Origin of the sequence: Xanthomonas sp. NCPPB 1638, from assembly GCF_041475635.2 — a bacterium.
Classification (GTDB): domain Bacteria; phylum Pseudomonadota; class Gammaproteobacteria; order Xanthomonadales; family Xanthomonadaceae; genus Xanthomonas; species Xanthomonas cucurbitae.
Window position 1 is genome coordinate 912,130 of record NZ_CM192984.1, and the last position, 12,557, is coordinate 924,686.

12 protein-coding genes are annotated in these 12,557 nt (G+C 66.3%); 6 read left to right on the top strand and 6 right to left on the bottom strand.

Features of this window, described 5'->3' with window-relative positions; translation table 11 throughout:
• Positions 1–50 precede the first annotated feature (50 nt).
• Together ACCQ13_RS03935 and ACCQ13_RS03940 are read left to right on the top strand one after the other, a co-directional pair.
• On the top strand, positions 51–545 hold the full coding sequence (locus ACCQ13_RS03935; protein WP_159406668.1) for a peptidylprolyl isomerase: 495 nt from the start codon (positions 51–53) through the stop codon (positions 543–545).
• Positions 546–666: 121 nt separating this feature from the next.
• On the top strand, positions 667–1,653 hold the full coding sequence (locus tag ACCQ13_RS03940) for a malate dehydrogenase (protein WP_104539831.1): 987 nt from the start codon (positions 667–669) through the stop codon (positions 1,651–1,653).
• 170 nt (positions 1,654–1,823) lie between these two features.
• On the opposite strand, the gene ACCQ13_RS03945 is transcribed toward ACCQ13_RS03940, so the two are convergent.
• The 4 genes from ACCQ13_RS03945 to ACCQ13_RS03960 form a co-directional block, all read right to left on the bottom strand.
• On the bottom strand, positions 1,824–2,438 hold the full coding sequence (locus ACCQ13_RS03945; RefSeq protein ID WP_104604103.1) for a glutathione binding-like protein: 615 nt from the start codon (positions 2,436–2,438) through the stop codon (positions 1,824–1,826).
• Positions 2,439–2,664: 226 nt separating this feature from the next.
• Complete coding sequence (locus tag ACCQ13_RS03950; protein ID WP_104604102.1) at positions 2,665–3,126, bottom strand: cell wall hydrolase; 462 nt, start codon at positions 3,124–3,126, stop codon at positions 2,665–2,667.
• Between the two features lie 270 nt (positions 3,127–3,396).
• Entirely contained in the window at positions 3,397–5,436 is a 2,040-nt protein-coding gene (locus ACCQ13_RS03955) for an NADPH-dependent 2,4-dienoyl-CoA reductase (RefSeq protein WP_159406669.1), read from the bottom strand.
• A 249-nt stretch (positions 5,437–5,685) separates the two neighbouring features.
• Complete coding sequence (locus ACCQ13_RS03960; protein ID WP_104604100.1) at positions 5,686–6,708, bottom strand: zinc-binding alcohol dehydrogenase family protein; 1,023 nt, start codon at positions 6,706–6,708, stop codon at positions 5,686–5,688.
• A gap of 414 nt (positions 6,709–7,122) precedes the next feature.
• Here ACCQ13_RS03960 and ACCQ13_RS03965 point away from each other — a divergent pair, with 414 nt between their 5' ends.
• From ACCQ13_RS03965 to ACCQ13_RS03975, 3 genes are all read left to right on the top strand, one after another.
• Positions 7,123–8,217 carry an OmpA family protein gene (locus ACCQ13_RS03965; RefSeq protein ID WP_104604099.1) on the top strand — a complete coding sequence of 365 codons (1,095 nt, stop codon included), beginning with the start codon at positions 7,123–7,125 and terminating at the stop codon, positions 8,215–8,217.
• 203 nt (positions 8,218–8,420) lie between these two features.
• A complete protein-coding gene (locus ACCQ13_RS03970; protein WP_104604098.1) occupies positions 8,421–8,936 on the top strand; it encodes a hypothetical protein in 516 nt (171 codons plus the stop codon).
• Between the two features lie 19 nt (positions 8,937–8,955).
• Positions 8,956–9,816, top strand: coding sequence for a pseudouridine synthase (locus ACCQ13_RS03975; RefSeq protein WP_104604097.1), 861 nt, complete (start codon positions 8,956–8,958; stop codon positions 9,814–9,816).
• Here ACCQ13_RS03975 and ACCQ13_RS03980 read toward each other — a convergent pair.
• Both ACCQ13_RS03980 and kbl read right to left on the bottom strand, forming a co-directional pair.
• Positions 9,755–10,159: an HNH endonuclease gene (locus tag ACCQ13_RS03980; RefSeq protein WP_104604096.1), complete on the bottom strand. Its 405-nt coding sequence runs from the start codon at positions 10,157–10,159 to the stop codon at positions 9,755–9,757. The genes ACCQ13_RS03975 and ACCQ13_RS03980 overlap by 62 nt on opposite strands.
• 2 nt (positions 10,160–10,161) lie before the next feature.
• Positions 10,162–11,370: a glycine C-acetyltransferase gene (gene kbl, locus ACCQ13_RS03985; protein ID WP_104604095.1), complete on the bottom strand. Its 1,209-nt coding sequence runs from the start codon at positions 11,368–11,370 to the stop codon at positions 10,162–10,164.
• A gap of 170 nt (positions 11,371–11,540) precedes the next feature.
• Between kbl and ACCQ13_RS03990 the strand changes: the two genes are divergently transcribed.
• Positions 11,541–12,557 carry a sulfate ABC transporter substrate-binding protein gene (locus tag ACCQ13_RS03990; protein ID WP_104604119.1) on the top strand — a complete coding sequence of 339 codons (1,017 nt, stop codon included), beginning with the start codon at positions 11,541–11,543 and terminating at the stop codon, positions 12,555–12,557.

The following is a 12,557-nucleotide window of genomic DNA, read 5'->3' on the forward strand; positions in this document are numbered from 1 at the left end:
CGGGTGTATCCTAATGGGCTGTTGATTCCCCAGAACCTGCAAGGATTTCCATGTCCCTGATCGCCACTTTCGATACCTCCCGCGGCCCCATCGTCGTCGAGCTGTACCCGGAGAAAGCGCCGCTGACGGTTGCCAACTTCGTCAACCTGGCCAAGCGCGGCTTCTACAACGGCCTGAGCTTCCACCGCGTGATCGCTGACTTCATGATCCAGGGCGGTTGCCCGGAAGGTTCCGGCCGCGGCGGCCCGGGCTACCGCTTCGAAGACGAGGCCAACAATGGTGTCGGTCACGAGCGCGGCGTGCTGTCCATGGCCAACGCCGGCCCCAACACCAATGGCAGCCAGTTCTTCATCACCCACACCGCCACCCCGTGGCTGGACGGCAAGCACACCGTGTTCGGCAAGGTCACCCAGGGCCTGGACGTGGTGGACAGCGTTGCCCAGGGCGACACCATCAACACGCTGACCATCGAAGGCGATACCGACGTCGTGCTGGCCGCCAAGGCCGACCGTGTCGCGGAGTGGAACAAGATCCTCGCCGCCTGATCGCAGCCCCCATCGAACGGCCGCCTTGTGCGGCCGTTTGCGTGTCAATGCGCGCCGCCACGCCTTGCGGCCCCGCGAGCGCGCCACCCCCACCAACGCTTCTTAGCAGAGGAAACACCCCATGAAAGCACCTGTTCGTGTTGCCGTGACCGGCGCTGCCGGCCAGATCGGCTATGCCCTGCTGTTCCGCATCGCCTCTGGCGAAATGCTGGGCAAGGATCAGCCGGTGATCCTGCAATTGCTGGAACTGTCCAACGAGAAGGCCCAGGCCGCGCTCAAGGGCGTGATGATGGAGCTGGAAGACTGCGCGTTCCCGCTGCTGGCCGGCATGGTCGGTACCGACGACGCCGAAGTGGCGTTCAAGGATATCGACGTGGCCCTGCTGGTCGGCGCGCGTCCGCGCGGCCCGGGCATGGAGCGCAAGGACCTGCTGCTGGAAAACGCCAAGATCTTCACCGCGCAGGGCGCGGCGTTGAACAAGGTGGCCAAGCGCGACGTCAAGGTGCTGGTGGTCGGTAACCCGGCCAACACCAATGCCTACATCGCCATGAAGTCGGCGCCGGATCTGAACCCGAAGAACTTCACGGCCATGCTGCGCCTGGACCACAATCGCGCCCTGAGCCAGCTCTCGCTCAAGCTCGGCAAGCCGGTCGGCGGCATCGAGAAGCTGGTGGTGTGGGGCAACCACAGCCCGACCATGTATCCGGACTACCGTTTCGCCACCGCCGATGGCGCGTCCATTGGCGATGCGATCAACGACCAGGAATGGAACGCCAACACCTTCATCCCGACCGTGGGCAAGCGCGGCGCGGCGATCATCGAAGCGCGCGGGCTGTCCTCGGCTGCGTCGGCCGCCAATGCCGCCATCGACCACGTGCGTGACTGGGTGCTGGGCAGCAACGGCAAGTGGGTGACCATGGGCGTGCCGTCCGACGGCTCCTACGGCATTCCCGAAGGCGTGATCTTCGGCTTCCCGGTCACCACCGAGAACGGCCAGTACACCCTGGTCAAGGACCTGCCGATCGACGACTTCAGCCAGAAGTACATCGACAAGACCCTGGCCGAACTGGAAGAAGAGCGCAGCGGCGTGTCGCATCTGCTGGGCTGAATCATCCGTGTGGTGCAAGTCAAAAACGCCGGGCATTGCACGGCGTTTTTATGTCCGCATGCCTGCGATGACGGCGGCTCTGCTGTGCGTGGCGGTGGTGCTGCGGGCGGTGCAGCGCGCGGCGACCCAGCGAATCAGTGCGCCGCCGCGCGCCAGGGCCGCGCTATCGCTTATTCCAGGCCTTCGGCCTTCAGTGCGGCCTGCACGTCGGCATCGGCCTGCATGCGCTGGAAGAAGGCATCCAGTGCCGTCAGTCCACTCAGGTCCACGCCGACCTTGCGCGCCCAGCGCAAGGTCACGAACAGATAGGCATCGGCGCCGGTATGGCTGTCACCGGCCAGCCATTGGCGCGTTTGCAGATGTGCATCGGCACGCGCGTAGAGCGTGCGCAACTTGCTGCGCGCATCGTCCTGGCTGCGCGCGATCAAGGCCTGATCCTGCAGGTAGGCAGTGCTGCCGAAGATCGGCTTGAAAGTCGGGTGGACGTCGGCATTGGAAAACGCGATCCAGCGATTGATCTCGGCGCGGCTGCGCGCGCTGCCATCGCCGCCCAGGCCGGTCAGCGGCGCAACGTCGGCGATGTAATTCAGGATGGCGGCGTTCTGCGTCAGCGCCCAATCGTCGACCAGCAGCAATGGCACGGCACCTGCCGGATTGAGCTGCAGATACTCGGGCGACTTCATGCTGGCTGCGTCCAGCACCACCAGCTCGAACGGCAACCCGGACCAGCGTAGGACGATGTGATCTGCGAGCGAACAGGCACCCGGCTTGGTGAAGAGTTTCATCGTGGATTCCAGAGACGGTCGAAACCGCAAGCTTAGCCGGGTTGCGCAGTGAACCGTAAGGCGCCGGCGCGGTGATGCGCTTGCCGACGATGCCGCCGCCGCGCGTGAAGCACGCCGTTGGCCACATGGGTGCAGGGCCACGCCATCGGGGCATTGTGCGCAGCGGTTGGGCGAGGTGCCACGCAGGTGTGTCCTGCTGGCTGATGCCGGGTTGGCGCCGCGCGGCCTACGAAGCGGTGCGGGGGCGCAGCGTCTGCACGCGATAGAACGTGTGGTCGCCGATGGTGGCCACCTGGTAGGCGTTGCGCCAGCTGGGGCTGGCAATCGCGCTTGCCGCGAAATGGCTCGCACCCGGCACGATTTCCTTGCGTTGACCGACTGGCAGTGCCCAGTTGCGCTCTGCGGCCAGGGCCACGCCCAAGGCCTTGTTCCAGGCATCGTCGTTCTTGAGTTGCGTGCCCGGGGAGACGATGGTCGGTGCGAACTGCTTGCGCGCAGTGACGACCTGGCACATCGAGTCGCCCCATAGTCCGCTGTCCAGGCGCCGCAGCGCCACTTCGGCAACGGCCTGCTGGCCGCGCAGGGTCTGGTCGCGCGCTTCCAGATAGACGGTAGTACTCAGGCACAACGAATCTGCAGCGGGCTGCGGCAATAACTGCGACAGCCAAAGTATCCAAGCCAGTTTCATGGGACTCCTTGCTCCGTATGGGCCGATCCGCAGGGCATCCGACACTGGACACGCGCATGCGAAGGGCTTGGCGTCATGGGGAGGCGACCTGTCACGGGCCGCCCGGTCTTCGGCAAAAGGACGTTGCTGCCGAAGCTGCCCGCCAGGTCCGGCGGGTCGAAAGTGGGCGCAAGGTAGATGGCGGTCACGCAATCCTGGCTGAATGGACACGCTTGACCACGCCACTCACCCGCCGAGTCGGCACGGTGGCGGTGGGGTGCGACGTCGCTGCTACAGCCTCGCCGCCAGCCGGCTTGCCTGGTTGATTGCGCGTTTGGCATCCAGCTCGGCAGCCACATCCGCACCGCCGATGAGGTGCGGCTGCTTGCCAAGCGCCTGCAAGGCGGCCAGCAGCTCGCGGCGCGGTTCCTGGCCGGCGCAGATCACCACCGTGCCGACAGCGAGCAATTGCTCGGTCCCTTCCACGCGGATCTGCAGGCCGGCATCGTCCACTCCCAGGTATTCCACGCCACCGAGCATCTTCACGCCCTTGGCCTTGAGCGTGGCGCGGTGGATCCAGCCGGTGGTCTTGCCCAGCCGCGCACCGGGCCTCCCGGCGCTACGTTGCAGCAACCAGACCTGGCGGGCGGGGCGCTCGGGCTGCGGTTTGGCCAGCGCGCCGCGGGTTTCGAAGCTCGGGTCCACGCCCCATTCGGCCATCCAGCGCGCCGGGTCCAGCGACACCGACTCGCCTTCGTGCACCAGAAATTCGCCGACATCAAAGCCAATGCCACCGGCCCCGATGATGGCGACCTTGTCGGCGGGCACATGGCGGCCCAGCACCACATCCAGATAGCTGACCACCATCGGGTGGTCGGCACCCGGGAAGTCGACCTTGCGCGGTTCGATGCCGGTGGCCAGCACCACCTCGTCGAACGCAGTGAGGTCGGTCGCCTGCACATGGGTGTTCAGGCGCAGCTGCACGCCGGTCGCCTCGATACGGTGGCTGAAGTAGCGCAGCGTCTCGTTGAATTCTTCCTTGCCGGGGATGCGCCTGGCGATGTTGAACTGCCCGCCGATCGCACTGCTGGCATCGAACAAGGTCACCTGGTGGCCACGCTCGGCCGCCACGGTGGCGCAGGCAAGGCCGGCCGGACCGGCGCCGACCACCGCAATGCGCCTGGGCGTGGTGGTGGGGGTGTAGACCAGCTCGGTTTCGTGAGCCGCACGCGGATTGACCAGGCAGGTGGCCAGCTTGTTCTCGAACACATGATCCAGGCAGGCCTGGTTGCAGGCGATGCACGTATTGATGGTGTGCGATTGCCCGGTAGCGGCCTTGTTGGCCCACTGCGGGTCGGCCAGCAACGGCCGCGCCAGCGACACCATGTCCGCCGCACCGTCGGCGAGGATGCGCTCGGCCACCTCCGGCATGTTGATGCGGTTGCTGGCCACCACCGGAATGCGCAGGTGCGGCTTGAGCTTGGCGGTCACGCCAGCGAACGCGGCGCGCGGTACCGAGGTGGCAATGGTCGGGATGCGCGCCTCATGCCAGCCGATGCCGGAATTGATGAGGGTGGCGCCGGCGGCTTCGATCGCCCGGGCCTGGGCCAGGATGTCCTGCCACTGGTTGCCGTCTTCGACCAGATCCACCAGCGACAGCCGGTAGATGATGATGAAGTCCGGCCCGCAGGCTTCGCGGATGCGGCGCACGATCTCCACCGCAAAGCGCATGCGCCTGGTCGCATCGCCGCCCCAGGCATCGCTGCGCTGGTTGGTGCGTGCCGCGGTGAATGTGTTGATCAGATAGCCTTCCGAACCCATCACCTCCACGCCGTCGTAGCCGGCCTCGCGCGCCAGCCGCGCCGAACGCGCATACGCGGCGATCTGGCGGTCCACTGCTGCTGCAGACAGGGCGCGCGGGGTGAACGGATTGATCGGTGCCTGTAGCCGGGATGGCGCCACCGACAGCGGGTGATAGGCATAGCGCCCGGCGTGCAGCAGCTGCAGGCAGATCTTGGCGCCATGGGCGTGCACGGCGCGGGTGACCTGGCGGTGCGGGCGCACTTCCCAGGGCCAGGACAGCTTGCCGCCGAACGGCTTGAGCCAGCCCACCACGTTCGGGGAGAACCCGCCGGTGACGATCAGGCCAACCCCGCCGGCCGCACGCTCGGCGAAATACGCCGCCAGCTTGGGGAAATCGCGCGCACGATCTTCCAGTCCGGTGTGCATCGATCCCATCAGGACGCGGTTGCGCAGTTGGGTGAAGCCCAGATCGAGCGGCGTGAACAGGTGCGGGAAGGGCGAGGGCGAAGGGCCGGTGGCGGGCGACATGATATGGATACGCTGGCGTACGGAGTGCGCACGATGCAGGCAAACGAACGTGGCGGCAAGTCCCGGGGTGTCGGCGCCCGTGCCGCCTGCGGCAGTGCCGACGCTGCAGGAGCGTGACGATGCCGGCGACTGCGCGCCACCCTGGTTGTGCGCAATGCCTGTGGGGGGGCGCCGCGCTCGGCCAGGACCAACGATGCACCCGGCTGGGCGCCGAGTGCGGCGTAGCTGGCAGCGCGACGCCCGCTGTAGTTACCAGCCGGCCAACGTCAGCTTGCCGATGGTGCTGCCGCTTTCCAGCCGTCGATGTGCCTCGCGCAGGGTGTCGGCATTGATGGGGGACAAGGTGTCGGTATGCGTCGTGCGCAGCTCGCCGGCATCGATCAGGCTCGCCACGCGGTTGAGGATGCGGTGCTGTTCGACCATGTCGTCGGTGGCATAACGTGCGCGCGCGAACATCAGCTCCCAATGGATGCCGATGCACTTGGATTTGTACGGGTCGCCAATCGCCAGCGGGCCGCTCGGTTCAACGATCAGGCCCACATGCCCCTGCGGTGCCAGCACCTCGCCCAACTGTTGCCAGTAGCGGTCGGTATCGGCCAGGTTGAGTGCCGCGTCCACTGTCTGTAGCCCAAGCGCCTGTAGTTGCGGCTGCAGCGGTTGATGATGGTCGATGACGTGGTGCGCGCCCATCTGCCGCACCCATTCAATGCTTTCCGGGCGCGAGGCGGTGGCGATCACCGTAAAGCCGGCATGCCGGGCCAGCTGGATCGCGATCGACCCCACACCGCCGGCGCCACCGACGATCAACAACGGCCTGCCGCGATTGCGCGCGCCATCGAAGGTGAACGGCATGCGCTGGAACAGCAATTCCCACGCGGTGAGCGTGGTCAACGGCAGCGCCGCGGCCTGGGCAAAGCTCAGCGAGGTGGGCTTGCAGCCGGCGATGCGCGCATCCACCAGCTGGTATTGCGCGTTGCTGCCGGGGCGCCCGATGTCGCCGGCGTAATAGACCTCGTCGCCCACCGCGAAGGCGGTGACCTCCGGACCGACCGCCTCGATCACCCCCGCCGCGTCGTAGCCCAGGATCTTCGGTGCCTGCAGCGGCTGGGGCTTGGGGGCGCGCACCTTGGTGTCGACCGGGTTGACCGAGACCGCCTCCACGCGGACCAGCAGGTCATGGCCCGAGGGCGGCTGCGGCGCGGCGAGCTCCATGTCCAGCAACGAGTCGGGGTCATCGATCGGGAGGTGGCGGGTGAGGACGACAGCTTTCATCGGGACACTCCTGGTGGGGAGGTTCAGGGTGCGTTGTGCGGTGAGTCCGCTGCAACCACCGGCGCGCTGATTCATGTCTGAAGCGGCCTGGCGTTCACCAATGTGGTGAAGCAATAGCAAGCGCCGGTCGCCGCGGAGCTGGCACCATCCCCACGGCGGGTATCCGATTGGGCTGCCATTCAGAGGGGGTAAATGCGTGAACTGGGGACTCGGTCCTTTTCTTCATCAAGCTGTATACGTAATATCCGCAAGCGTCGCATGGGCTGGCGATTGCTTTCACATGTTATATGACCGTTAACGCGATCTTCACCGAGGCCGGCTTAATCTGCGCCCCGATGGCTCTGGATGTGACGAGCATCTTTACCAAGAACACCGCCTCTATCGGTTTTATCTCCCAAAGAAGGAGCTGTATAAATGAACAAGAAAATTCTCACTGCCGCGTTGCTCGGCGGTCTGGCGGTTGCCCAGGCTGCGTCCGCGCAGGAGTTCGATGACCGTTGGTACCTGACCGGTGGCGCTGGCTTCAACTTCCAGGACAACGATCGTCTGACCAACGATGCACCGTTCGTCACCCTGGGCCTGGGCAAGTTTGTCAGCCCGAACTGGTCGCTCGATGGTGAGCTGAACTACCAGAACCCGAACTTCGACGCCAACCAGGACCAGAACTGGAGCCAGTACGGCATCTCGTTCGACCTGCGTCGCCACTTCGTGCAAGAAGGCCGCGGCTGGAACCCGTACCTGCTGTTCGGCCTGGGCTATCAGCGTTCGGAAGAAGAATTCAACAGCGGCACCGCAGTGTCGCCGGGTCAGCGTAAGGACGGCAACTTCGCCGCCAAGGCTGGCGTCGGTCTGCAGACCACCTTCGACAAGCGCGTTGCCGTGCGTGCCGAACTGGCCTACCGCGCCGACTTCGACGACCAGAGCATTGCTGCTCCGCGGGAAGACTGGTTCGGCGACGTGCTGGCTTCGGTCGGCGTCGTGATTCCGCTGGGACCGGCTCCGGCCACCGCACCGCCGCCGGCTCCGGCTCCGGTTGCTCCGAGCTGCGCCGACCTGGATGACGACGGCGACGGCGTCAACAACTGCGACGACAAGTGCCCGGCTTCGCAGCCTGGCCAGACCATCGGTCCGGACGGCTGCCCGGTGCCGGTGTCGATCGACCTGAAGGGCGTGAACTTCGACTTCAACAAGTCGACCCTGCGTCCGGATGCCGTGTCGATCCTGAGCGAAGCGACCGAGATCCTGAAGCGTTACCCCGACCTGAAGGTCGAGGTTGCCGGTCACACCGACTCGAAGGGTACCGACGCGTACAACCAGAAGCTGTCCGAGCGTCGTGCGACCACCGTGTATGACTACCTGACCAAGAACGGCGTCGATGCGTCGCGTCTGGTCGGCCCGATCGGCTACGGCGAGAGCCGTCCGATTGCTCCGAACGCCAACCCGGATGGTTCCGACAATCCGGAAGGCCGTGCGAAGAACCGTCGTACCGAGCTGAACGTCCAGAACTGATTGGACCGCTAGCTTTGCTGCACACAAAACCCGGCCTCGCGCCGGGTTTTGTCTATGTGCGATCCGAAACACCTCCGAATCCTTGTGCACACGGGCAGCCAATCTGTCTGTGTTGCCCTCCCGGCACGGTTCCGGTTGAAACAGCGTTCATCGCTGCCTACACTCGCCGCGTCGACACCACACTTTGACTGGAAGAACTCACGATGCTGCGTACCGCTACGGCAGGACTGCTCTGTTTCGCTTTGATTCCCGCCGCCTACGCCGCTCCGAACTGCGCCGGCAGCGCGGTGTCCCAGCCGCTGCCGTTGCCCGCGACCGTGATTGCGCCGGCGGCTGCCGAGTTCTACACCCGCAGCGTGCAACTGGGCATGCCGACTGGCGTGCTGGCCCAGCCGTCTGGCGGCGAGCAATCGGTGGACCGCGTGTTGCTGCGCCTGCGCGTGGAAGGCTGCCAGGACGTGGCCAAGGTGATTCCGCCGGGCGGCACCGTCAACCCGAACGATCCGGCGGCCTACAAGGCCACCACCGCCTTCGACAACACCCCGTGGCGCTTCGACATGAGCCAGAACGGCAAGCGCATGACCGCCGAAGAATTCGACGCCTGGATGAAGGCGCGTGGCGTGCGCGTGGTCAAGGCGCGTCCGGCTCCCGGCGCGCCCGCGCCTGCGGTCGCACCCGCAGCGCCTGCGGCCGACGCCAAGCCGGTCGAGAACAAGTAAGCCACGCGGTCGGGACAGCATGACCCGGCGGCCCCCGCCGGCCACGTCCCGGCCTCGTACGCATGGCCCGGCCTTGCCGCCGCGTGCCGAGCGTGCGTCCACCGCCGCGCAGGGCAGCTCCGCGCCGCGGCATGGGTTGGCGCGGGTGCTGTCCAAGCTGGGCGTATGCTCGCGGACCGAGGCGACACGTTGGATCGCCGATGGGCGGGTCAGCGTCGATGGACGGGTGGTCGGCGACCCCGAATTCCCGATCCGCACCGATCGCCAGGCGGCCATCCGCATCGATGGCCAACCGCTGGCCGGGCCGTCGCGGGTGTATCTGATGCTCAACAAGCCGCGCGGGGTGGTTACCACGGTGCGCGACGAGCAGGGCAGGGACACCGTGTACCGCTGTTTCGATGGCGCCGGCCTGCCGTGGATCGCCCCGGTCGGGCGTCTGGACAAGGCCAGCGAAGGTCTGTTGCTGTTCAGTAACGACCCGCAATGGGCGGCGGCGGTGACCGACCCCGCCAGCGGGCCGGACAAGACCTATCACGTACAGATCGACTGCCGCCCGGATGCCGGGCAGCTGGCGCAGTTGCGCGCGGGGGTGATCGACCCGGATCCGGACGGCGATGGCGCTCTATTGCGCGCCAGGCAGGTCGGCGTGCTGCGCGAAGGCGAGCGCAATGCCTGGCTGGAAATCGTGCTGGACGAAGGCCGTAACCGGCAGATCCGCCGGTTGCTGGCGGCCGTGGACATCGGCGTGCTGCGGCTGGTGCGCGTGGCGATCGGGCCACTGCCGATGGGGGAGTTGGCCAAGGGCGCCTGGCGGTTGCTCAGTGCGGCGGAAGTCCTGGCGCTGACGCCGGGTCGCGCCAGCGTGCCAGGCGGGCGCTGAGCAAGGCGCTGACCACTTCCACCGCGCGTGCGTCGCCGGCGCCATTGGCGTCATGGCGGCGGCCCTTGGCGTGATTGCAGCCGGCACAGGCCAGCGCCAGATTGCGCGCGTCGTTGGGGTCGTCGCCCACCCGTAGGCATAAACCGGCTGCGGCGCGGCGACCGAACCAGGCCTGCGGCACGATGTGTTCGAGCGTGGTATGCCCCAGCGGCTCGCCATCGACACCGATGCGCAGACGGCGACGGCAATGCAGGCAGCGGGTTTCCCAGCTGCCGTCCAGCCACTGCGCCTGCGCATCGGTGCGCGCCGCGAGCAGGAGCCGTTGGCGAAGCACTGTCCGCATGCTCAGGTCTTGATGACGTGCAGTTCGCGGCCGATCTTGATGAAGGCGTCGATGGCCTGATCCAGCTGCGCGCGGGTGTGCGCAGCACTGATCTGGGTGCGGATGCGCGCCTGCCCCTTGGGCACCACCGGGAAGAAGAAACCGATGGCGTAGATGCCTTCTTCCAGCAGGCGCTCGGCAAATTTTTGCGCCAGCGGCGCGTCGTAGAGCATCACCGGGCTGATCGGGTGCACGCCGGGCTTGAGGTCGAAGCCGGCTGCGGTCATGCGTTCGCGGAAGTAGCGGGTGTTCTTCACCAACTGCGAGCGCAACTCGCCGGCCGCGTCCAGCATCTCGAAGGCCTTGATGCCGGCAGCCACCACATGCGGCGGCAGCGAATTGGAGAACAGATAGGGGCGCGAGCGCTGGCGCAGCAGTTCGATCACTTCGCGCCTGGCGGTGGTGAAGCCGCCCAGTGCGCCGCCCATGGCCTTGCCCAGCGTGCCGGTGAAGATGTCGATCTGGTCCAGCACGCCCTTGACCTCGGCCGAGCCGCGGCCGGTGGCGCCCAGGAAGCCGGTGGCGTGGCATTCGTCGATATGCACCAGCGCGTTGTACTTGCGGGCCAGGGCGGTGATCTGGTCCAGCGGGGCGATGAAGCCGTCCATGGAGAACACGCCGTCGCTGGTGATGAGCTTGGTCTTGCAACCGGCTGCATCGGCGGCCTGCAGCTGTGCTTCCAGGTCGGCCATGTCGCAGTTGGCGTAGCGGAAGCGCCTGGCCTTGCACAGGCGCACGCCGTCGATGATGGAGGCGTGGTTGAGTGCGTCGGAAATGATGGCGTCGTGCTCACCGAGCAGCGGTTCGAACAGGCCGCCGTTGGCGTCAAAGCAGGCGGCATAGAGGATGGTGTCCTCGGTGCCGAAGAACGTGGCGATGGTGCGTTCGAGCTGCTTGTGCAGGTCCTGCGTGCCGCAGATGAAGCGCACCGAGGCCATGCCGAAGCCGTGGCTGTCCAGCGCATCCTTGGCGGCCTGGATGATGTCTGGGTGGTCGGCCAGGCCAAGATAGTTGTTGGCGCAGAAGTTCAGCACGCTGCGGCCATCGGCCAGCGTGATCCGTGCCGACTGCGGGCCGGTGATGATGCGCTCGGACTTGAACAGGCCCTGCGACTGGATGGTGTCCAGCTCGGCGGCGTAGTGGGCGGTGAGCGCGGCAGGCGGACGGGTCATGGCGGTCGCAGTGGCAGGGAAGAAGCGCAATCTTAACGATCACCATGCCATACCACTACGTCATGCAGAATCGGCATAAGCAGCAGTGCGGATGTTATTTCACCGTCCGCGTGACGCTGCGCAGCATGGCATGCTTGCTGTTCAGCCGTGCCCCCGGCCAGGAGATCGTTGTGACACACCCCCGCTTCCGTCTTGTTTCCCTCGTCTGCATTCTGCTGGCCCTGGCCGGCCCGGCGGGCGCACGCGACATCGGGCTGCTCAATGTGAGCTACGACCCCACCCGCGAGTTCTACCGCGACTTCAACACCGCGTTCGCGGCGCAGTGGAAACACCAGCACCCGCAGGACACGGTCACCGTGGAGACCTCGCACGGCGGGTCCGGCAAGCAGGCGCGCGCGGTCATCGATGGCATCGAGGCGGATGTGGTGACCCTGGCGCTGGCCTACGACGTGGATGCGATCGCGCAGAAGGCCAAGCTGATCGACAGCAATTGGGAACAACGGCTGCCGGACAATAGCGCGCCGTACACTTCCACCATCGTGTTCCTGGTGCGCAAGGGCAACCCGAAGAACATCCAGGACTGGCCCGACCTGCTGCGTTCGGGGGTCGCGGTGGTGACGCCCAACCCGAAGACCTCCGGTGGCGCGCGCTGGAATTATCTGGCCGCCTGGGCGTATGCCGACCACATTTTCAAGGGCGACCGCGAGCGCATCCTGCGCTATATGCAGGCGCTGTTCCGCAACGTGCCGGTGCTCGATACCGGTGCGCGCGGGGCTACCACCACCTTCGTCCAGCGCGGCATCGGCGACGTGCTGCTGGCCTGGGAAAACGAGGCGCTGCTGGCGCGCGAGGAACTGGGCAAGGACAAGTTCGAGATCGTGGTGCCCAAGCTGTCGATCCTGGCCGAGCCGTCGGTGGCGCTGGTGGACAAGAATGTCGACCGGCATGGCACGCGCGAGGTGGCCGAGGCCTACCTGCGTTATCTGTATGCGCCGGAAGGCCAGAAACTGGCGACCAGACATTTCTATCGCCCGCGTCATCCGGAGTTTGCCGACCCGGCAGATATGGCTCGCTTCCCTGACATCAAGCTGGTGACCATCCAGCAGGCATTCGGGTCCTGGGACAAGGCGCAGCAGGAGCACTTCGCCGACGGCGGCCTGTTCGACCAGATCCAGGCCAAGAAATAG

What these genes read in the sequence shown, in the direction of transcription:
- ACCQ13_RS03935 (WP_159406668.1), top strand. Translation starts at nt 51, where the DNA reads ATGTCCCTGATCGCCACTTTCGATACCTCCCGCGGCCCCATCGTCGTC.
- ACCQ13_RS03940 (WP_104539831.1), top strand. Translation starts at nt 667, where the DNA reads ATGAAAGCACCTGTTCGTGTTGCCGTGACCGGCGCTGCCGGCCAGATC.
- ACCQ13_RS03945 (WP_104604103.1), bottom strand. Translation starts at nt 2,438, where the DNA reads ATGAAACTCTTCACCAAGCCGGGTGCCTGTTCGCTCGCAGATCACATC.
- ACCQ13_RS03950 (WP_104604102.1), bottom strand. Translation starts at nt 3,126, where the DNA reads ATGAAACTGGCTTGGATACTTTGGCTGTCGCAGTTATTGCCGCAGCCC.
- ACCQ13_RS03955 (WP_159406669.1), bottom strand. Translation starts at nt 5,436, where the DNA reads ATGTCGCCCGCCACCGGCCCTTCGCCCTCGCCCTTCCCGCACCTGTTC.
- ACCQ13_RS03960 (WP_104604100.1), bottom strand. Translation starts at nt 6,708, where the DNA reads ATGAAAGCTGTCGTCCTCACCCGCCACCTCCCGATCGATGACCCCGAC.
- ACCQ13_RS03965 (WP_104604099.1), top strand. Translation starts at nt 7,123, where the DNA reads ATGAACAAGAAAATTCTCACTGCCGCGTTGCTCGGCGGTCTGGCGGTT.
- ACCQ13_RS03970 (WP_104604098.1), top strand. Translation starts at nt 8,421, where the DNA reads ATGCTGCGTACCGCTACGGCAGGACTGCTCTGTTTCGCTTTGATTCCC.
- ACCQ13_RS03975 (WP_104604097.1), top strand. Translation starts at nt 8,956, where the DNA reads ATGACCCGGCGGCCCCCGCCGGCCACGTCCCGGCCTCGTACGCATGGC.
- ACCQ13_RS03980 (WP_104604096.1), bottom strand. Translation starts at nt 10,159, where the DNA reads ATGCGGACAGTGCTTCGCCAACGGCTCCTGCTCGCGGCGCGCACCGAT.
- kbl (WP_104604095.1), bottom strand. Translation starts at nt 11,370, where the DNA reads ATGACCCGTCCGCCTGCCGCGCTCACCGCCCACTACGCCGCCGAGCTG.